The organism is Micromonospora sp. M42 (assembly GCF_000568915.1).
Lineage (GTDB): Bacteria > Actinomycetota > Actinomycetes > Mycobacteriales > Micromonosporaceae > Micromonospora > Micromonospora chalcea.
This window is the reverse complement of the sequence record NZ_KK037233.1, coordinates 2,065,271-2,084,787: the sequence shown is the minus strand read 5'-3', so window position 1 is coordinate 2,084,787 and position 19,517 is coordinate 2,065,271. Positions and strand designations below refer to the sequence as shown.

Below are 19,517 nucleotides of genomic sequence, written 5' to 3'. Positions count from 1 at the left end.
GGCCAGGGCATCGACGCGTGCCCCGTACCGAAGAACGGGTCCCCGGAGGTCCTGTTTCGCCGCGGGGCGTCAGCCCGGCAGCATCCCCGGGCCGAACACCTCGTAGGCGATCCGCTCGCCCGGCACGCCCCGGCGCAGCAGGTTGGCCCGGACCAGGTTCATGAACGCCACCGGGCCGCACAGGTGCGCGGTCACTCCGGCGGGCAGCGCGAGCCGGTCCGGGTCGATCAGTCCGGCGGACACCTCGGCCTTCAGGCCGGGCAGGTCGGCCCCGGCGGCGTCCAGATACCAGAGGTGGAGGGCCAGGTTCGGCAGCCGCTGCTGCAGCGCGGGCAGTTCGTGGCGCAGCGCGTGCGCCTCGGCGGCGCGGTCGGCGTGCGCCAGCGTCACCCGGCGTCCCGGATCCCGGTCGGCCAGGTGGGCCAGCGCCGCCATCGCCGGGGTGAGCCCGATCCCGGCGCTGACCAGCAGCAGCGGCCCGTCGCCGCCGGCCGCGTCAACCTCGCCGAACGCCGGGCTCAGTCGCAGCGTGTCGCCGACCGCGACCCGGTCGTGCAGGTGACCGGAGACCATTCCGTCGGGCGCGCCGCCCTCGCCGCGTACCCGCTTCACGGTGATCCGCCACTGGTCGGCGCCGGGACGGCCGGAGAGGCTGTACTGGCGGATCTGCTGTCCCCGGCCGCCGTCCAGGTCGACGGCGACCGAGACGTACCGGCCGGGGGTGAAGCCGGGCGCGGCGCCGCCGCCGGCCGGCGCGAGGGTGAGCGAGACGACGTCGGCGCTCTCCCGGGTCCGGCCGGTGACCCGCCAGTCCCGCCACACCGGACCGCCCTCCGGTACGCCGGCGCCCGCGTAGAGCCGCGCCTCGCGGGCGATCAGCTCGCAGGCCAGCAGCCAGTAGACCTCGTCCCAGGCGGCGGCCACCTCCGGGGTGACGCCGTCGCCGAGCACCTCGGCGACGGCGGCGAGCAGGTGCCGGCCGACGATCGGGTACTGGGTGGCGGTGATGCCGAGGGAGGCGTGCTTGTGCGCGATCCGGTCCAGGACCGGCACCCACGGCATGCCGCCGTCGCCGGTCAGGTGCGCCGCGTACGCGACCACCGCCGAGGCGAGCGCGGCCTTCTGCGCGCCGGTGGCCTGGTTGCCCCGGTTGAACAGGTCCAGCAGGTCCGGGTGGGCGTCGAACATCCGCTGGTAGAAGCGGCCGGTGATGGCCTCGCCGTGTGCCCGTACGACGGGCAGGGTGGCGGTCACGATCGCTGCTGAGGATTCCGTGAGCACTACCGAATCTCCTTCCGGGGCTCGAACAGGTCGATCCCCACGAAACAGGATTTCTGGATTCCTCTTTTAGGGTCGAAGGTCCCGGGAGTGCGGTGGCATGGGTCACCGTGAATCTGCCTGTGTCGCCGAGGGCACCGAATGGCTAGGGTCGGTGCGTGAGGCTCAACCGGTCGACAGACATGGCGCTGCGGATCGCCATGCTCACCGCCGCGTCCCCGGTCCGGGCCACAGTCGACGAACTCGCCACCCGGCTCGTGCTGCCCCGCAGCCACGTCGCCAAGGTGGTGCAGCGGCTGCAACGCATCGGCGTCCTGGTCACCATCAGAGGCCGCTCCGGCGGCGTCGCCTTCGCCGAACACGCCGGTGACCTCACCGTCGGCCAGGTGGTCCGCGCCTTCGAGGGCGACGGCGAGGTGGTCAACTGCGCGCAGCCGGTCTGCCCGCTCATCGCGGAGTGCCGGCTGCGCGGCGAGCTGCGCCGCGCCCAGGCCGCCTTCCTCGCCGTGCTCGACGGCGTACGCCTCGGCGACCTGGTCGACGGATCCGCCGGCCCGCTCCTGCTCAGCCTCGGCGCGCCACCGGCCGGTCGCTGATGGCCGTCTCCCATCCGATCTTCGCCCGGCTCTTCGCCCGCGCCAGCGTCGCGATGGACCAGGCCGGCGTGGCCGGGCACCGGGCCCGCCTGGTCGCCGGGCTGCGCGGCCGGGTGGTCGAGGTCGGCGCCGGCAACGGCCGCAACCTCGCGCACTACCCGGCGAGCGTGACCGGCGTGCTCGCCGTCGAGCCGGAACCCCACCTGCGCGCGCTGGCCCACGCCGCCGCGCCGGGCGCCCCGGTCCCGGTCACCGTCGCCGCCGGGCTGGCCGAGGAACTGCCGGTCGCCGACGGCGCCGCCGACGCGGTGGTGGTGTCGCTGGTGCTCTGCTCGGTGCCGGACCAGGCGGTCGCGCTGCGCGAGGCGCGGCGGGTGCTGCGGCCCGGCGGCGAGCTGCGCTTCTACGAACACGTGGTGGCCGCCACGCCCGGCCTGCGCCGGGCCCAGCGCCTGGCCGACGCCACGCTCTGGCCGCTGTTCTGCGCCGGCTGCCACACCGCCCGGGACACGGTGGCCGCGATCCGCGCCGCCGGTTTCGAGGTGACCGCGCTGGACCGCTTCCGCTTCCCGCCGACCGGGCTGCCGGCCCCGGCCTCGCCGCACGTGCTCGGCGCCGCGATCCGGGCCTGACGCCGGACCGGGCCGGTTCGTCCCGGCCCGGTCCGGCGTGCTCAGCTCACATTCACCGTGCCGTCCGGGGCGCGGACGCAGGAGACGGTACGGGCGCCGGTGGCCGCCGCCCCGGCCAGGCACCGGCCGAGCACCTTGTGCCCGGCGGCGTTCGGGTGCCACGACTCCTGGCAGGTTTGGAAGTACGTGCCGCAGGCGTTGGCGATCCGCTGGATGTCGAGCTTGTCGAACCCGGAGAGACTGGTGACGAACGTGCCGGTCGGGCCGTCCATCAGCCGGATCGGCGTGGCCAGGGCGTTGCCCGGGCTACCGGTCGACTCGCAGAGCCGGGCCCCGTCGAACGCGCGCTGCACGTTCAGGTAGACCAGGTCGTCCTGCGGGAACTCGTTGGCGAGCGTGCCGCGCACCGAGCTGACCAGCGTGCCGAGCCCCTGCGAGAAACGGTGCCCGGGTGCCAGGCTGGCCCGGTGGATCGGGCACCCGGCCGCGTACCGCTCGGCGCCCAGCGCGCGGAACTTGTCCCGGGTGTCGTCCCGGCTGTCCTCGGTCCAGTAGCTCTGCTCCAGCTCGAACGGCAGCGGGTTGGTGTAGTCCTGGAACACCACCCGGTGCTGGCCGTCGGCGTCGATCTCGTCCAGCGTGGTGAGCAGTTGCCGCAGCGCCGTGGTGGTCTCCGCGGTGGCGGCGGCGAACTGTGCGGCGGTGCCCAGGTCGGCGTCGGTGCACGGCTTCTGCTCCACCGGCCCGCCCAGGTACGCCCAGAACTCCCACCAGCCGGTCCAGGCGTCGGCGATGAACCGGTTGGCGCACTTCTCCGCCACGCTGCCGAAGGTGAACGAGCTGTTGTTCGAGCCGAGGCCGACGAGCACCAGGTCGATGTCGTGGGTCCGGGCCACCGACCGGAGCTGGTCGAGCTGGGCGGCCACCTGCCGTCCCTTGGCCCGCGTCGACGAGGCGTTCGCGATGTCGTACGGCTGGCCGCCCGAGCAGGCCAGGTTGAACCGCGCGGAGATGCCGGGCAGGTTCGCCTGGAACAGCGAGGCGTTCGGCGATCGGTGGCAGAAGTAGGCGTTGGCGTTGGCGGCGGACCAGCCGGGGAAGCCCTGGGCCACCCCGTTGACGTCCACCACCGGCGCGTACGCCCCGGCGCCCTCGCCGCTGATGAAGCTGTCTCCCAGCGCCACCGCGGCGGTGGGCAGCGCGGCGGCAGCCGGCTGGGCGGGCGCCGCGGCGGCGGGTAACGCCACCGCGGCGAGCGCCAGCGCCGCCGCGAGCGCGGAACGACGGAACACGGACATGCCCGACCTCCCAGACATCGAAACGTGAAAGATTCTTTGGGATGGCGATCAGATCACGCGCGTGTGACGTGCGTCAATGCCCTGACACCTGCGACGGGTCGCCGGGGAAGACATCGGGCGTGCGGATCGTTGTGCCGCCTGGACGCCCCGTCCGCCCGCCGGACCGCCGTACGCGGCGGCGGCGCGGACCCGGCCGCGAGGCCGATCGCGCAACGCACCGCCCCGGTACCGCCGACCTGTCAGGGCATCCGGCTAGGCTCGCTCCGGCGCGCCGCGCCCGGCGATCATCGTGGGGGAGTCACACGGTGAACGGCACCACACCGCCGAGACCTGGGAGTACGACCAGTTGACCGCACAGCCTGAGACCCTCTACGGGGCCGACGACCTGACGCACCTGGAGGGCCTCGACGCCGTCCGCAAGCGCCCCGGCATGTACATCGGCTCGACCGACAGCCGTGGCGTGGGTCACCTCGTCAACGAGATCCTCGACAACTCGACCGACGAGGGTGTCGCGGGTCACGCCACCACTGTCGACGTGATCCTGCACGCCGACGGCTCGGTCCAGGTCGACGACGACGGCCGCGGCATCCCCACCGACGTGCACGCCAAGTCCGGCATCTCCGGCGTCGAGCTGGTGCTCACCCGCCTGCACGCGGGCGGCAAGTTCGGTGGCTCCGGCTACAAGACCTCCGGCGGCCTGCACGGCGTCGGCGCCTCCGCGGTCAACGCCCTGTCCCGCCGCTTCGACGTCACCGTCCGGCGCGGCGGCAAGATCCACGCGATGTCGTTCCGCCACGGCGTGCCGGGCGTCTTCGACGGAGCCGGCCCCGACGCGCCGTTCACCCCCGGTCCCGGCCTGCAGATCGTCGGCGCGATGAAGCGCGGCCAGCGCACCGGCACCTCGATCCGCTGGTGGCACGACCCCCGCTACTTCGAGACCGGCGCCGCGCTCGACACCGAGGCGGTCCGGCTCAAGCTGCGCAACACCGCCTTCCTCGTCCCCGGCGTGGCCTACCGGCTGCGCGACGAGACCGGCGAGGAGCCGGTCGAGGAACGCTTCCACTTCCCCAACGGCCTGACCGACATGGTGGAATACCTCGCCCCGGCCGGCGACCGGCCGGTCTCCGGCACGCTGCTGGTCACCGGCGAGGGCACCTACCGGGAGAACGCCGCCGACGCCAACGGCGTCATGCAGTCCAACGTGCAGCGCCGCGCCGAGGTCGAGGTGGCGTTCCGCTGGGGCACCGGCTACGAGCGCACCGTCGAGTGCTTCACCAACACCATCCGCAACGCCCACGGCGGCACCCACCGCAAGGGCTTCGAGCGGGCGCTGGCGCGTACCCTCGCCGACGCCGCCCGCAACGCCCGCGGCCTGCTCAAGCCCAAGGAGGACGCGCCCACCCTGGACGACGTCCTGGAGGGCATGACCGCCGTGGTGCACGTGCGCATCCCGGAGCCGCAGTTCACCTCGCAGACCAAGGACGAACTGTCCACCGCCGGCATCACCAAGGTGCTCCAGGGCCTGATCGAGGCGCACCTCAAGAGCTGGCTGGACGACCGGCGCACCAAGGCCGAGGCCCGGACGGTGCTCCAGAAGATCGTCGACGCGGCCCGGGTACGGCTCACCCAGAAGCAGCAGAAGGACGCCGCCCGCCGCAAGACCGCGCTGGAGGGCGCGGCCATGCCGGCCAAGCTCGTCGACTGCCGGGCCGCGGGCATCGAGAGAAGCGAACTGTTCATCGTGGAGGGGGACAGCGCCCTCGGGACAGGGCGCCTCGCGCGGTCCTCCGAATACCAGGCGCTGCTGCCGATCCGCGGCAAGATCCTCAACGTGCAGAAGGCCAACCTCCAGCAGGTGCTGGACAACGCCGAGTGCGCCGCGATCGTGCAGGTGCTCGGCGCCGGCTCCGGCCGCACGTTCGACCTGTCCTCCCTGCGCTACGGCCGGGTCCTCATCATGGCCGACGCGGACGTCGACGGCGCGCACATCCGTACCCTGCTGATCACGCTGTTCGCCCGCTACATGCGGCCGCTGATCGAGGCCGGGCGGCTCTTCGCGGCGATGCCGCCCCTGCACAAGATCACCACGAAGGGGCGCAACCCGCAGACCGTCTACACCTACACCCAGGCGGAGATGGAGGCGACGGTCCGCAAGCTGGAGAAGGCCGGCAAGCAGATCGTCACGCCGATCCCGCGCTTCAAGGGCCTCGGTGAGATGGACGCCGACGAGCTGTGGGAGACCACCATGAACCCGGCCACCCGGGCGGTCCGCCGCATCACGCTCGACGACGTCGACGCCGCCGAGCGGATCCTCGAACTGCTCATGGGGGAGAAGGTCGAGCCCCGCCGCAACTGGCTGATCGACTCCGCCGACCGGGTCGACCGCGACGCCATCGACGCCTGACCAACGGGTTCGTCTCGGAAGGAAACCGCACCATGGCACGCCGCAAGGACGACCGCGCGAAGGCGGATCTGGCCGCCTTCGACCAGGCCGGCGCTCGCGTCTTCGACAACCCGCTGGTCACCGAGGTCTCGGACTCCTACCTGGAGTACGCGTTCTCGGTCATCCACTCCCGCGCGCTGCCCGACGCGCGCGACGGGCTCAAGCCGGTGCACCGGCGGATCCTGTGGTCGATGTACGAGCAGGGCCACCGGCCGGACCGCGGCCACGTCAAGAGTGCTCGAATTGTCGGGGATGTGATGGGAAAGTACCATCCGCACGGCGACACCGCGATCTACGACGCGATGGTGCGGCTGGCACAGGACTTCTCGCTCAACGTCCCGCTCATCGACGGGCACGGCAACTTCGGCTCGCCGGACGACGGCCCGGCAGCGGCGCGCTACACCGAGGCCCGGATGTCCCGGGAGGCGATGCTGCTCACCGGCGAGCTGGGCGAGGACACCGTCGACGTCGAGCCGAACTACGACGGCTCGCTGACCCAGCCCACGGTGCTGCCGGCGGCGTTCCCGAACCTGCTCGTCAACGGCGCATCCGGCATCGCGGTCGGCATGGCCACCAACATGATCCCGCACAACCTCGGCGAGGTGGTCCAGGCCGCCCGCTGGTTGATCAACCACCCGGACGCCACGCTCGACAAGCTCATGGAGTTCGTGCCCGGCCCCGACCTGCCCACCGGCGGGCTGCTGCTCGGCCTGGACGAGGTGCGCCGCGCGTACGAGACCGGGCGCGGCGTGGTGCGCATGCGCGGGCGGGTGGAGATCGGCCCGCTGGAGGGCAGCCGCGGCCGGCAGGCCATCACCGTCACCGAGCTGCCGTACGGCGTCGGCGCCGAGAAGGTCATCGCGGCCATCACCAACGAGGTGAACAAGACCAAGCGGCTGACCGGCATCGCCGACGTCAAGGACCTCACCGACCGGGAGAACGGCACCCGTCTCGTGGTCGAGTGCAAGGTCGGCGTCAACCCGCAGGCGCTGCTGGCCGACCTCTACCGGCTCACCCCGTTGGAGCAGTCCTTCGGCGTGAACAACCTGGTGCTCGTGGACGGGCAGCCGCGCACGCTCGGGCTCAAGGAACTGCTCGACGTGTTCCTGGCGCACCGCTACGAGGTGGTGACCCGACGCAGCGCGTACCGCAAGCGCAAGCGGGAGGAACGCCTGCACCTGGTCGACGGCCTGCTGATCGCCCTGCTCGACATCGACCGGGTGGTCAAGCTGATCCGCGCCAGCGAGGACGCCCAGGCCGCCAAGGACGGCCTGATGCAGAAGTTCAAGCTCTCCGAGATCCAGGCGAGCTACATCCTGGACACTCCACTGCGCCGTTTGACCAAGTACGACCGGCTGGAGTTGGAGGCCGAGCAGGAGAAGCTGCGCGGCGAGATCGCGGAGCTGTCGAAGATCCTGGACGATGACAAGGTGCTTCGGAAGGTCGTCTCCGACGAGCTGGCCGCGGTGGTCAAGCAGTTCGGCGCGCCGCGGCGCACCACGCTCGTCGACGGCGACCTCAAGGAGGTGCTCGCCGCCTCGGTGCCGGCCGGCCCGCTGGAGGTGGCCGACGACCCGTGCCAGGTGATCCTCTCCGCCACCGGGCTGGTGGCGCGGACCGCGGCCGAGTCGGAGGAGGCCGCCGAGGCGCGCCGGCGCAGCGGCCGGGTCAAGCACGACGCGGTACGCGCGATCGTGCACTCCACCGCGCGGGGCCGGGTGCTGCTGGTGACCAGCGCCGGGCGCGCCTTCAAGATCGACGTGTTGCCGTTGCCGGTGCTGCCGGAGCAGTCCGGCACGGTGTCGCTGCGTGGCGGCATGTCGGCTGCGGAACTGGTGCCGCTGGAGCCGGGCGAGACGGTCGTCGGGCTGGCCCCGCTGGGGTCGTCCGCGCAGGGGTCCCCCGGGCTGGCGCTCGGCACCCGGGCCGGCGTGGTCAAGGTGTGCGCGCCGGACTGGCCGGTCCGCTCCGAAGAGTTCGAGGTGATCTCGTTGCGGGACGGCGACGAGGTGATCGGCGCGACCTGGCTGACCGACGGCGCCGAGACACTGGCGTTCGTCTCCTCGGAGGCGTCGCTGCTGCGCTTCGCCGCCTCGGTGGTGCGCCCGCAGGGGCTCAAGGGTGGCGGCATGGCCGGCATCAACCTGCCCGCCGGGGCGCGGGCGGTGTTCTTCGGCGCGATCCGCACCGACGATACGGCGCACGGTGAGCCGATGGTGGTCACGTCGACCGGCGCCACGGTGAAGGTGACGCCGTTCAAGGCGTACCCGGCGAAGGGCAGGGCGACCGGCGGCGTGCGCGCGCAGCGGTTCCTCAAGGGCGAGGTGGAGCTGTCGGTGGCCTGGATCGGCCCGCGGCCGGTGGGCGCGACCGCGACCGGCGACCCGGTGGACCTGCCGCCGGCCGACCCGCGCCGGGACGGCTCCGGTTTCGCCGTGATGCTGGGCCCGACGGTGGTGGGTCACCACATCGACCGCGACTGACGAGCCAGCTGGGGGAGGGCGGCGGGAGACCGCCCCCTCCCGCCCCGACGCGTTGATCAAGGAGTTGGCGGCCTTTTTGCGCTCTCTGCAGGCCCTAAATTCCTTGATCAACGCGCCCGGGCACTCCGGGGGCAGGGCTGCCCCAGGGGTAATGGGGCACATTCCGGGTGTTTTGGCGGAAGACCTCGGCCCTGCACGGTCGATCATGAGGTTAGCGGCGACAAAACGGACACCGGGCGCCGCTAACTTCATGATCGACGTGGTTGAGGGCTGGCTGGCCCTGGCTGCGAGGGCGTCGGGCCGCTGGGGGCACCCGCGCGATCTTGCACTTCGGGCCCTCTGGGTGTCCCGCTCGCGTGGGCCGGCCCCAATCGCGCGCCAAGTGGTCCATTGATCATGAAGTTGGCGGGTGTGAGTCGGACAATTTGCGCCGCTAACCTCATGATCAACGAGGCCGGGCCGGGCCGGGCGGAAGGGGAGAGGAGGGGAGGGGTCAGAGTTCGGGGTCGGGGGACTGGCGGGACTCGGGCGTGGTGCCGCGCAGCCGCGCGATCAGGCGCATGCCGTGGTAGATGATCAGGGCGGCCGCCGTGCCCAGCGCGATGCCGTTGAACGACAGGTCACCGGCGGTCAGCGTGTAGTTGGCGGCACCGATGATCACCGCCACCGCCGCGGTGAACAGGTTGATCGGGTCGTGGAAGTCGACCCGGCTCTCGATCCAGATCCGGGCGCCCAGGATGGCGATCAGGCCGTACAGCGCGGTGGTGGCGCCGCCGAGCACGCCGGCCGGGACGGTGAGGATCAGCGCGCCGAACTTCGGGCACAGGCCGAGCAGGATCGCCGTGCCGCCGGCGATCCAGTACGCGGCGGTGGAGTAGACGCGGGTCGCCGCCATCACGCCGATGTTCTCCGCGTACGTGGTGGTGCCGGAACCGCCCCCGGAGCCGGCCAGCACCGTGGCGACGCCGTCACCGAGCAGCGCCCGGCCCATGTCGCGGTCGAGGTTGCGGCCGGTCATCGCGGCGACCGCCTTGACGTGCCCGGCGTTCTCCGCGATCAGCACCAGGATCACCGGGATGACCAGCACGACGGCGCGCGCGTCGAAGCTCGGCGTGTGGAACTCGGGGAAGCCGACCCAGGCGGCCTGCCGCAGCCCGCGTACGGCCTGCTGGTCGAGGTTGCCGGTCAGCGCGGCGAGCACCCAGCCGACCACCACGCCGACGAGGATCGACAGCCGCGCCACGAAGCCGCGGAACAGCACAGTGGTGAGCAGGATCGCGACGAGCGTGACCACGGCGATCAGCGGCTGCGCCTTCACGCCGGTGCCGGCGCCGCCGCCGTCCCAGGCCACCGGCGCCAGGTTGAGGCCGATCAGCATGACGATCGCGCCGGTGACCACGGGCGGCATCAGCGCGTCGATCCAGCGGGAGCCGGCCACCTGTACCACCACGCCGACGAGCGCGAGCGCGACGCCCGCGACGACGATGCCGCCGAGGGCCGCGCCGATGCCGCCGTCGGTCTTCGCGGCGAGCACCGGCGCGATGAACGCGAACGACGAGCCGAGGTACGAGGGCAGCCGGTTGCCGGTGATCAGCAGGAACAGCAGCGTGCCGAGCCCGGAGAAGAGCAGCGTGGTGGCGGGCGGGAAGCCGGTGATCAGCGGGACGGTGAAGGTGGCGCCGAACATGGCGACCACGTGCTGCACGCCCACGCCGACGGTGCGCGGCCAGGAGAGCCGTTCGTCGGGCGCGACCACGTCGCCGGGGCGTACCTGGCGGCCGTCGCCGTGCAGCGTCCACGGGGACCAGCGGGAGGTGGGGGACTGGGTCATCGGTCGCCCTTCGCGTCATCGGGTGACGGGGGCGTGATCGACCCTGGGAGTTGTTTCTAGCACGTGCCCAGCACGGATGTGGGCCCGCCCCGGGCTCAGGCGACGCCGGTGGGACGGAACTGGACGCTGACGCGGGGGCCGACCGGGCGGGTGGTCTTCGGTACCGCGTGTTCCCAGGTGCGCTGGCAGGAGCCACCCATCACCACGAGGTCGCCGTGGCCGAGCGGGAACCGCAGGCTGCCGCCGCCTCCGCCGCGAGGGCGGAGCAGCAGCGCGCGCGGGGAGCCGAACGAGACGATCGCCACCATGGTGTCGGTGTGCGCGGAGCGGCCCAGCGTGTCGCCGTGCCAGGCCACGCTGTCGCGCCCGAGCGGTAGAGGCACATGCCGGCGGTGACGAACGGCTCCGCCCAGCTCGGGCGCGTAGTGCCCGGGTGAGCGCCGTCGCGGGCCGCGGTGAGCACCGGGTGCGGCAGCGGCCGGCCGGCGGCGTACCAGCAGAGCAGCCGGGGCACGTCGACAGCGGTGTCGTACATGGTGCGGCGCTCGGCCCGCCAGGGCACGTCGTGGCGCAGCGTGTCGAGCACCGCGTCGGAGCCCCGGACCCAGCCGGGCAGGTGGTCGACCCAGGCGCCCCGGCTCAGCTCGTGGCGGCGCACCGCCCCGGCGAGCGGGCCCAGGGTCGGGCCCTGCTCGGCCAGGTCGAGCATCGAAGGCTGGTACGCGACGTCGGGCACGCCGCCGATCGTACCCTGCTTAGAACAGGCGTACGACGATCAGCGCCGCAGCATCCGGCGGACCTTGCCCGGGACGGCCTGCTTGATCCGCTCCCGGAGCTGCTGCGAGCGCAGCGCGTCGATGGTCCCGGTGAGCTTGGCGTTCTCGTCGCGCAGCCGCTCGATGCGGGTCAGCAGCTCGGCCGGCGGGGTGGCGGCAGCGGGCCGGACGGCCGGCGGGAACACCGTCTCGCGGACCCGCTGGTCGAAGCGGGCGGCGCTGTCGTCGTCGTCGAACGAGATGCCGAGGTCGTGCTTGCGCAGGAACGCGGTGATGGTCTCGAAGCGGGCCTTGTGGCCCTCGGTGAGCGCGGTGTAGTCGGCCTCGGCGTAGAGGTCGGCGGCGTCCACGTCGGCCGGCACGTCGCGCATGATCCGGTGCGGGATGTCGAAGTAGCGGGCCAGTTCCAGCGTGCGCGAATCGTGCGCGAACAGGTAGCCGGGCGTGCCGGCGACGAGCGCGGTGATGGTGCCGTGGATGCGGGTGCCGAACGCGAAGTCGTACCCGGAGAGGTGGTCCATCCAGGTCCACGGGTCGACGAACATGCGCACCTTGTCCTCGACGAACAGTGGGTGCGAGGTGTGCAGCGGGATGTCGCTGCTCTGGCCGCGGTGCTCGGGCGCGTCGCCGTAGAGCAGGGTGCCGAGCGTCCGCAGGTCCTGGGGCACGTAGCACAGGTTCGGGTAGCGCTCGTGGTGGTGGCGGACCACCGAGGCCATCGAGCGGACGTACGGCGAGATGGTGAGCGCGACCTTCGACTCGGCGGTCAGCTCCGGCTGCTTCTTCGCCAGCTGGAACGTGTCGCCGTGCAGGAACATCGACGGGCAGCCGATCTGCTCCACATCGGAGAAGCCGAGCGTGTTCAGGTAGCTCGCGGTCACCTCGCCGCGTACGCCGATGCTGTGCGACCGGTCCAGCACGGCCTTGCAGAACGCGCGCACCGGCTCGTCGATCGGGCGCAGGTACTCGCGGTCGCCGTCGACGTTCGTCTGCACGCCGACACCGAGCACCACCACCGGGATCTTCAGCCGTTCGATCAGCCGGGTCAGCGGGGCGAGGCGGTGCACGAAGCTGCGACGGAAGGCGTTCGCCAGCGGTACGACGAACACGTCGTACCGCTCGTTGATCTCGTCGGCGAGGCGCGGGTCGGCCGGGGTGCGGGTCGCGGTGATCTCCGCCGCGGAGGTGGCCAGCAGCTTGTGCGCGGCGTGGCTGAAGACCAGGTTTCCGCTGTTGTCCCCGATCCAGTTGCCGGCGAACGTCTCCTCCGGCGTGAGGACGTCGAACGGGCCCTTGCGGGCGCGGAGCAGGATCCGCTGGTGCATCCGGTTCGCTCACCTTCCGTACGGCACGGCGTGCCGGCGGGCGTCGCCCGCGCGTGCAGGAACGGAAATCCTATCCGCCGTCCCTGGGTGACCCGGCGGCCGTCGGCTCGCCGGGAACGTCCCGGTACTCCGGGGTAGGGTGCCCGGAATGACCAGCGCGCCGACTGTCACCCGTGCCCCGCGCCTGCCGTCGCTGACCGGATTGCGGTGGATCGCCGCGCTGCTGGTCTTCGGTTTCCACGCCGGGACCATGGGGATCGTCGCCGAGCCGCACCTGAAGGCGGTGGTGGACAAGGCGTTCAGCCTCGGCCTGTCCGGCGTCGAGTTCTTCTTCATCCTCAGCGGGTTCGTCCTGGTCTGGTCGTACCGGGACGGGGAGCGGGCGTGGACGTTCCTGCGCCGCCGGCTCGCCAAGATCTACCCGAACCACGTGGTGACGTTCGTGGCGGCGCTGGCGGTCGCGGCCTGGTTCGCCGACCCGGTCCTGCCGTGGGCGGCGATCGGCAACTTCTTCCTGGTCCAGGCGTGGATCCCGCTGAACGGCTACTTCTACAGCGTCAACAACGTGAGCTGGTCGCTCTCCTGCGAGCTGGCGTTCTACCTGTGCCTGCCGCTGGTGGTGCCGTGGCTGCGCCGGGCCCGTACCGGGGTGCTGCGGACCGTGCTGGTCGCGGCGCCGCTGCTCATCCTGGCGCTGTGGCCGGGCCAGCAGCTCGTGCCGGAGGAGCAGCGGTGGTGGTTCACCCAGATCTTCCCGGTGACCCGGTCGCTGGAGTTCTGGATGGGGGTGGCCGCCGCCGAGCTGATGCGCCGCCACCGCTGGCGCGGACCGAACCTCGCGGTCGCCACCGGCCTGTTCGTCACCACCTGGGTGGTCGCCGCGCTGTGGATCCCGGCCGAGTTCTGGGCGGCGCTGCTCGCCGTGGCGTACCTGCTGGTCATCGCCGCGGCGGCGGACGCCGACGTGCGCGGCCGGCCCACCCCCTGGCGGTCCCGGCCGATGATCTGGCTCGGTGAGGTCTCGTTCGCCTTCTACCTGGTGCACGTGCTGGTCATGGTCACCGTGCTGCGGCTGACCGGGGACTGGGGGACCGGCCTGCCCGGCTGGCGGGGGCCGCTGGCGGTGCTCGGCTTCCTGCTGCTCACGCTCGCGCTGGCCGCCGCGCTGCACCGCTGGGTGGAGGTGCCGATGATGCGCCTGCTCGGCCCGACCCGCCGGGCCCGCGCGGCGTCGCGCGCACCGGCCGTGCCGGCTCCACGCGGGCCCGCCGAGGGCGCGGCCGCCGACGGCGGCGCGCGGTCCGTCTCCGGTCCGGCCGAGGACATCGAGTACGCCGGGCGGCGTCGCCCGGACTGACACGCGCACACGCCGGCCGGTCGGTCCGCGACACGCCGTGCGGCGGTGCGCCAGTGGGGGTTCGGCGGTAATTTGTACCCGTGCTTCCGATCGCGCTCACCTGCCCCGTGTGGTGGGTGGCGCGCTGGACCGCCCGGATGCTCGCCAGTCTCGCCGTGGTCGTCGCCTGTTCGTTCGGCGCGGCCACGCTGCCGGCCGTCGCCGCCCCGGCCGCGCCAGCCGGCCCGGCGTACGTGAGCACGCCGGCCGCCCCGCGACCGGAATCCGACCGCGCCGCCGAGCGGCAGGCCCGTCCCGACGGCGCACCCGCGCCCGCCGCACGGGCCACCGACACGCTCCCGAACGACCCGCAGCCGGTCCCGGCCGGCCGGATCACCGCGCCGGTCGGCCTGCGGGCCCCGCCCGCCCGCTGATCCGCCCACGGGCCGCGCCCGTCACCGCACCCACCGAACGTCATCCCGCACCCGCCCTTCGACGGCCCGGCGCCCCCGCGCCGCGCCCCGACCGGCCGTGCGGATTCTCCCGCCAGGTTCTTCCCGTGAGGTGCCGACCATGTCGCAGACCGCTCTCTACCACTTCCTCACCGCGGTCCCCGAGGCCGCCGCCATCTGGTCCTTCCTGATGCTGCTCGCGTTCGGCCTGCTCGCCGCGCTGGTGGCCCGGCCCGAGCGCGACGGCGTCGCCGAGGCTGCCGCCGATCCGGTGGACCAGGACGCCGCGCGCCGCGACGACCTCGTCCGGTACGCCGAGGAGGTGGCGGTGGCCGCCGCCGGGGCCGCCCAGACGGCCCGTCGCCGCCGGGAACGGTGGCTGGCCGCGCAGGACGAGGCGGAACGCGCCTGGACCGCGTACGACGAGGCGGACAGCGCCGCCCGCCGCCTGGCCGGGGCCGCCGCGCTGGCCGCCCCGCGCACCCCGCGCACCCCGGCGGAGTACGCGGCCCGGGAGCGCTGGCTGCACCACGCCGCCATGACGGCGCACTGGCGCGGCGACCTGTCCGCCCGGCAACTCGCCGACGTGCTGGCGCGCCGCAACGGGTGGGACCCGCGCCGGCACCCGGCCGAGCAGGAGATCGTGCTGGCCCGGGCCGTACGGGACCGGCGCCGGACCGGCTGGGAGAGCGCCGCCGAGCGGGAGCGGCAGGCGTGGCGGGACGCCGAACTGGCCGCCGAGGCCGCCCGTACGCTCGCCGCCGAGGCGTACGCGGCCACCCTGGCGGTGCGGCCCGCCCCGGTGTCCCGCGGCGTGGCGACGATCCCCCTGCCGGTCGGCGCGTCCGTCCGCAACGCCCGCTGGCGTCCGGCCCGGGTCGGCTGAGGCGACCGAATTGTTACCCGGAATGTGGTGAGCCGGCTCACCCCCGGCGCCGAAACGGGCGTGGAGCGCAGAACAGGCCAATGAGCCGCGCCATTGCCGGTCAGGCGCTCGCCGTCTGTCCCCTTTTCGCCTCCCGGGCGCCGTCACCACCGCTTGTCCCATTGAGTGAAGTGAGTAACCGGCTGTTCCGAAATCCGTTACCGGGGATCATGTTTACGCAGGTGGGAGCGCTTGGCAGGGGCAGTACCCGCCGGTAGTGTCGGCGCGTCCGGTGCGGTAACCGATCGCAGAAGGCGACGCCGCGCCGACCCGCCTAATCGTGTCATCACGAACCGGGGAACCATGAGCACCATCGGGGTGAATCCGCGGCCACTGCCGCGGTAGGGCGTACTTCCCGCCCGAATCCGTCAGCTAACCCGGTCGGCGGCCACGGAAGGAGTCCCATCCTCGTGCCCACCCCTCGATCGTCCCCCCGCCTCCACGGCTCCGCGGTACCCGCGCTCGCCTGACGCGACCGGCAAACCGCCCCTGGGCGCCCGGCATCGCGGGCGTACCCGTTCCCCCGGCCAATCCGGCCTGCCAGCACGTGTGAACCCCTCCACGTGCCGGGCCGGCGTGTGCCGATCACGCCCCCCGTGGAGGATTTCGTGAAGCACCACCTGAAGCGTCAGCTGCGGCGGATCGCCACCGAACGCCCGTACCAGATCATCGCCGGATCGGCCGCGGCGCTCGTGCTGGCCGCCGGCGCCGGCACCGCCCTCGCCGCCGGTGAGGACGCCCCGGTCCAGCAGGAGAACACCGCCTCGGTCGCCGAACTCGGCGCACGGCTCGGCGAGCCCGCCAGCCGCAGCGAGGCGCGTATCGGCGTCCCGCCGGTGTCGCCGAGCGCCGAGCCCAGCAAGTCGCCCAGCGCCTCCCCGTCGGCGAAGAAGGCCGCGGCGGACCCGGACGTCACCAAGGCCGCGCCGAAGCCGCCGTCGAGCAAGACGCTGGACTACGACTACCAGGCGCAGATCAACTACTACTACTGCGGCCCGGCCGCCGTGCGCAACGCGCTCAGCGCCACCGGCATCGAGCGCAGCCAGGACGCACTCGCCGGCCCGCTCGGCACCACCGAGATGGGCACCAACTCGGCCGAGGACACCACGCGCGTGCTCAACCAGCAGGTCAAGGGCAACCCGTACCGGACCCGGATGATTCCCGGCTCGGCCAGCCCGGCCCAGATGGACCGGCTCCAGGCCGACGTGGTCGAGGCGATCAGCAACGGCCGAGGGGTCGTCGCGAACGTCGCCGGCACCGCCACCGACACCAACGGCGGCTGGCACTCGTTCCCCGGCGGCCACTACGTCGCGGTGATCGGCTACAAGGACGACGGCCGGACCGTCCGGATCGCCGACTCGGCCGACCCGTCGCTGCCGTCGTACTGGCTCACCACGATCGACCTGGCGCACTGGATCGCCAGCCGCGGCTACTCCGCCTGACCCTCCGCACCCCCGGAAGGCCGGCACCCCTCCCGGGGCGCCGGCCTTCCCCGTCCCCACCCGCCCTGGCCCGCCGCCCTCTCGGCGCGTCGATCTTGGACTTGTGGCGCCTGGTATGCCCGGCTCGCCCGCTATGGAAGGCACCACAACTCCAAGATCGGCGGCGAGGGCGAGGGCGAGGGCGAGGGCGGGCGGCGTGGGGCGTGGGGGCGGGTCGGTCGGGTTTGGTCTCGCGTGTCCGGGGCGGGCGGTGGCAGACTGCGCCAATGGGCGATGCGACGGGGAACCGGCACCTGATTCTCCTGCACGGCATGGGCGCCACCGGCGAAGTGTGGCTGCCCTGGGCGCCGCTGCTGGAGCGCCGCTGGCCCGGGCGCTGGCTCGCCCCCGACCTGGCCGGCCACGGCTGGTCGCCGCCGCTCGACGGCTACTCGTTCGACGCCCTGGCCCAGCGCGTCGCGGACGGGCTCGGTCCGCTCCGGCTGGGCCCGCACGACCGGCTGGTGCTGCTCGGACACTCGCTCGGCGGGGTGGTGGCGCTGGCGCTCGCGGCCCGGCAGCGGGCTCTTCCGGTCGACGCGGTGGTGGGGCTCGGCATCAAGGCGGTCTGGTCCCCGGCCGAGCTGGCGAAGGCGAGCGAACTGGCCGCCCGGCCGGTCACCTGGTTCGCCACCCGGGACGAGGTGGCCCGCCGCTACCTGCGCGTCTCGGGGCTGGCCGGGCTGTTCGCCCCGGACCACCCGGTGGTGGAGGCGGGGCTGCGGCGGGTCGACGGCCGCTGGCGGCTGGCGATGGACCCGGCCGCGTTCGCGGTCGGCGAGCCTCGGCTGCCCGCCCTGCTGGCCGCGACCGGCGTGCCGGTGCTGCTGGCCCGCGGCGAGCAGGACCCGATGGTGAGCGACGCGCAGCTCAAGGAGCTGGGCGTGCCGGTGGCCACCCTGCCCGGCCTGGGCCACAACGCGCACGTCGAGGACCCGGCCGCCGTGCTCGCCCTGCTCGACGCGTACCTGTAGAGCGGGGCCTACACGACGGCGCGCTGCGCCGGGACCGCCCAGTCGGCCTGCAGCTCGCGGCGGGCGGCGGCGAGGAACGCCTCGGCGTAGGCGTCGGCGGGGAAGTCGCCCAGGTAGCGGGTGCGCGCCGCCCAGCGCTGCGCGGCCTTCGGGTCGGCGTCGAGCAGGTCGGTGATCACCTGGTCCACGTTGGACATGTCGCGCCGCAGCACGTAGCCGGACGCCGCGAGCGGGAACCGCTCGACGAAGTGCTCGCCGTCGGCGCCGGTGTCGGTGACCGCGTACGGCTTGCCGGAGTAGAGCCAGTCGGAGATGACGCCGGAGACGTCGGAGACCAGCGCGTCGGCGCGGTTGACGCACTCGGTGAGCGTCAGCTCGCGGGCCGCGGCGGCGCCGAACAGGTGCGGGCGGCCGGTCTTGGCCCGGTCGGCGGCGAGCAGCTCGGTGAGCCGGGCGAGCTGGCGGGCCGAGGCCGGGTTCTTGTCGGTGTACGGGTGGGCGCGCAGGATCACCGCCGCCCCGCGGTCGATCAGCCGGCGGATCAGCGTCTCGGCCACCGGCAGCGAGCAGTAGTTGGCGTCGGCGTGGTGCCCGGTCCAGGTCGGGGTGTAGAGGACCGTCGGGTGCGCCGACGCGGCGACCGGCTCCCGGCGTACCTCGATGGCTTCGACCTGGGGCCGGCCGACCACGACGAACTTGTCGGCGGGGATCTCCACGCCCGCGCGGGCGTACCTGTCGATCGCGGCCTGCCCGGCCACGAAGATCTTGTCGAAGATGGCCGAGACCGGGTTGGCGCTCGGGGCCTTGTCGCTGTCGCCGTGGTGCAGCTGCACGTGGGTGAGCTGGTTGAACCGGATCAGGTGGGCGTTCTTCGCGCCGTGGTTGACGTAGAAGGCGACGCGCAGGCTGGGCACCAGCGCCTCGTCGAGCGCCTTCAGGGTGGGGCAGAGGACCACCGGGGCGCGGGTGGCGGCGGCGACGGCCGGCAGGAGCTCCGGCTCGCGCAGCACCACCATGAACGGGCGGCCGATCCGTTCCAGGTACGGCAGCCACATGGTGACCTGGTACTCGGAGCCGGGCGGCGCGGAGAAGTGCAGCACGAACTCGGGCTGGTGGCGGCGGCAGCGCGCGGCCGACCGGGCCCCCGCCCGGCGGGCGGCCGGAACCGGCGCCGGGCGAGGTCGAGCGCGACCGCCCCGCAGCCGGCGCCGACGAGCAGCGCGGCGGCGAGCGCCGTGAAGGCGGGCAGGGCCAGCGCGGCGGCGAGCGCCACCACGGCGAGCAGCACCAGCAGCGCGTCACCGAGCCGGGCGGCGACCAGCGGCGTCCACGTGCGTACCGGAAGGTTCGCCGCCCGGATCTCCAGCGCGCCGGCCTGCCGCAGCGGGCCGACCAGCAGCACCAGGCCGAGCAGGACCAGCGCGGTGGCCGCGAGGGCCGGGTCGAAGCCGTCGTCGAGGCGCCGGGCGTAGCCGACGAGGATGCCGGCGGCGACGAGCACCGTCTCGGCGAGACCGTCGGCGGACGGCCGGACCCGGCGTTCCCAGGCGGTGGCGGCGAGCGCCGCGACGGCCAGGGCCAGGCCCCAGCCGGTGGCGCCGGTGAGCGCCACGACGAGGAAGGCCAGCACCGCCAGCCCGGTGGTCAGTACTCGGGCGAGCAGCTTGCGGACCAGGTCACCACGCAT

The 19,517-nt window shown here is 73.3% G+C and carries 13 protein-coding genes, 2 pseudogenes and 1 riboswitch; of the genes and pseudogenes, 9 read left to right on the top strand and 6 right to left on the bottom strand.

Annotated features, from left to right (window positions below):
- Window positions 1-69 precede the first annotated feature (69 nt).
- Window positions 70-1,281, bottom strand: a complete 1,212-nt coding sequence (locus MCBG_RS09365) for a globin domain-containing protein (protein WP_043325128.1) — start codon at window positions 1,279-1,281, stop codon at window positions 70-72.
- A 155-nt stretch (window positions 1,282-1,436) separates the two neighbouring features.
- Here MCBG_RS09365 and MCBG_RS09360 point away from each other — a divergent pair, with 155 nt between their 5' ends.
- Window positions 1,437-1,874, top strand: a complete 438-nt coding sequence (locus tag MCBG_RS09360) for an RrF2 family transcriptional regulator (protein WP_043325127.1) — start codon at window positions 1,437-1,439, stop codon at window positions 1,872-1,874.
- On the top strand, window positions 1,874-2,506 hold the full coding sequence (locus MCBG_RS09355; RefSeq protein ID WP_043325126.1) for a class I SAM-dependent methyltransferase: 633 nt from the start codon (window positions 1,874-1,876) through the stop codon (window positions 2,504-2,506). Before MCBG_RS09360 ends, MCBG_RS09355 begins: the two co-directional genes overlap by 1 nt.
- A gap of 41 nt (window positions 2,507-2,547) precedes the next feature.
- On the opposite strand, the gene MCBG_RS09350 is transcribed toward MCBG_RS09355, so the two are convergent.
- Complete coding sequence (locus MCBG_RS09350) at window positions 2,548-3,804, bottom strand: SGNH/GDSL hydrolase family protein (RefSeq protein WP_043325125.1); 1,257 nt, start codon at window positions 3,802-3,804, stop codon at window positions 2,548-2,550.
- A gap of 289 nt (window positions 3,805-4,093) precedes the next feature.
- On the opposite strand from MCBG_RS09350, the gene MCBG_RS09345 reads away from it, so the two are divergent.
- Window positions 4,094-6,208, top strand: a complete 2,115-nt coding sequence (locus MCBG_RS09345; RefSeq protein WP_176722910.1) for a DNA gyrase/topoisomerase IV subunit B — start codon at window positions 4,094-4,096, stop codon at window positions 6,206-6,208.
- A gap of 32 nt (window positions 6,209-6,240) precedes the next feature.
- Window positions 6,241-8,730: a DNA gyrase/topoisomerase IV subunit A gene (locus tag MCBG_RS09340; RefSeq protein WP_043325124.1), complete on the top strand. Its 2,490-nt coding sequence runs from the start codon at window positions 6,241-6,243 to the stop codon at window positions 8,728-8,730.
- 493 nt (window positions 8,731-9,223) lie between these two features.
- Here MCBG_RS09340 and MCBG_RS09335 read toward each other — a convergent pair whose 3' ends face one another.
- The 3 genes and pseudogenes from MCBG_RS09335 to MCBG_RS09325 all read right to left on the bottom strand — a co-directional run bounded on the left by MCBG_RS09335 (window position 9,224) and on the right by MCBG_RS09325 (window position 12,662).
- Window positions 9,224-10,561, bottom strand: coding sequence for a uracil-xanthine permease family protein (locus MCBG_RS09335; protein WP_043325123.1), 1,338 nt, complete (start codon window positions 10,559-10,561; stop codon window positions 9,224-9,226).
- Window positions 10,562-10,656: 95 nt separating this feature from the next.
- Window positions 10,657-11,270, bottom strand: a pseudogene (locus tag MCBG_RS09330) (alpha-ketoglutarate-dependent dioxygenase AlkB).
- A 66-nt stretch (window positions 11,271-11,336) separates the two neighbouring features.
- A complete protein-coding gene (locus MCBG_RS09325) occupies window positions 11,337-12,662 on the bottom strand; it encodes a polysaccharide pyruvyl transferase family protein (protein WP_043325122.1) in 1,326 nt (441 codons plus the stop codon).
- Between the two features lie 148 nt (window positions 12,663-12,810).
- On the opposite strand from MCBG_RS09325, the gene MCBG_RS09320 reads away from it, so the two are divergent.
- The 5 genes from MCBG_RS09320 (at window position 12,811) to MCBG_RS09300 (ending at window position 17,830) form a co-directional block, all read left to right on the top strand.
- On the top strand, window positions 12,811-14,019 hold the full coding sequence (locus MCBG_RS09320) for an acyltransferase family protein (RefSeq protein ID WP_043325121.1): 1,209 nt from the start codon (window positions 12,811-12,813) through the stop codon (window positions 14,017-14,019).
- A gap of 80 nt (window positions 14,020-14,099) precedes the next feature.
- Window positions 14,100-14,432 carry a hypothetical protein gene (locus tag MCBG_RS09315; protein WP_043325120.1) on the top strand — a complete coding sequence of 111 codons (333 nt, stop codon included), beginning with the start codon at window positions 14,100-14,102 and terminating at the stop codon, window positions 14,430-14,432.
- A 139-nt stretch (window positions 14,433-14,571) separates the two neighbouring features.
- On the top strand, window positions 14,572-15,336 hold the full coding sequence (locus MCBG_RS09310; protein ID WP_043325119.1) for a hypothetical protein: 765 nt from the start codon (window positions 14,572-14,574) through the stop codon (window positions 15,334-15,336).
- Between the two features lie 300 nt (window positions 15,337-15,636).
- Window positions 15,637-15,777: riboswitch (cyclic di-AMP (ydaO/yuaA leader) on the top strand.
- Window positions 15,778-15,971: 194 nt separating this feature from the next.
- The gene (locus MCBG_RS09305; RefSeq protein WP_181373702.1) at window positions 15,972-16,817 is read left to right on the top strand and encodes a C39 family peptidase; all 846 of its coding nucleotides are present in this window, start codon (window positions 15,972-15,974) and stop codon (window positions 16,815-16,817) included.
- 266 nt (window positions 16,818-17,083) lie between these two features.
- Window positions 17,084-17,830, top strand: coding sequence for an alpha/beta fold hydrolase (locus MCBG_RS09300; RefSeq protein ID WP_043325118.1), 747 nt, complete (start codon window positions 17,084-17,086; stop codon window positions 17,828-17,830).
- Between the two features lie 8 nt (window positions 17,831-17,838).
- Here MCBG_RS09300 and MCBG_RS35135 read toward each other — a convergent pair.
- Window positions 17,839-19,517: pseudogene (locus MCBG_RS35135) on the bottom strand (CDP-glycerol glycerophosphotransferase family protein).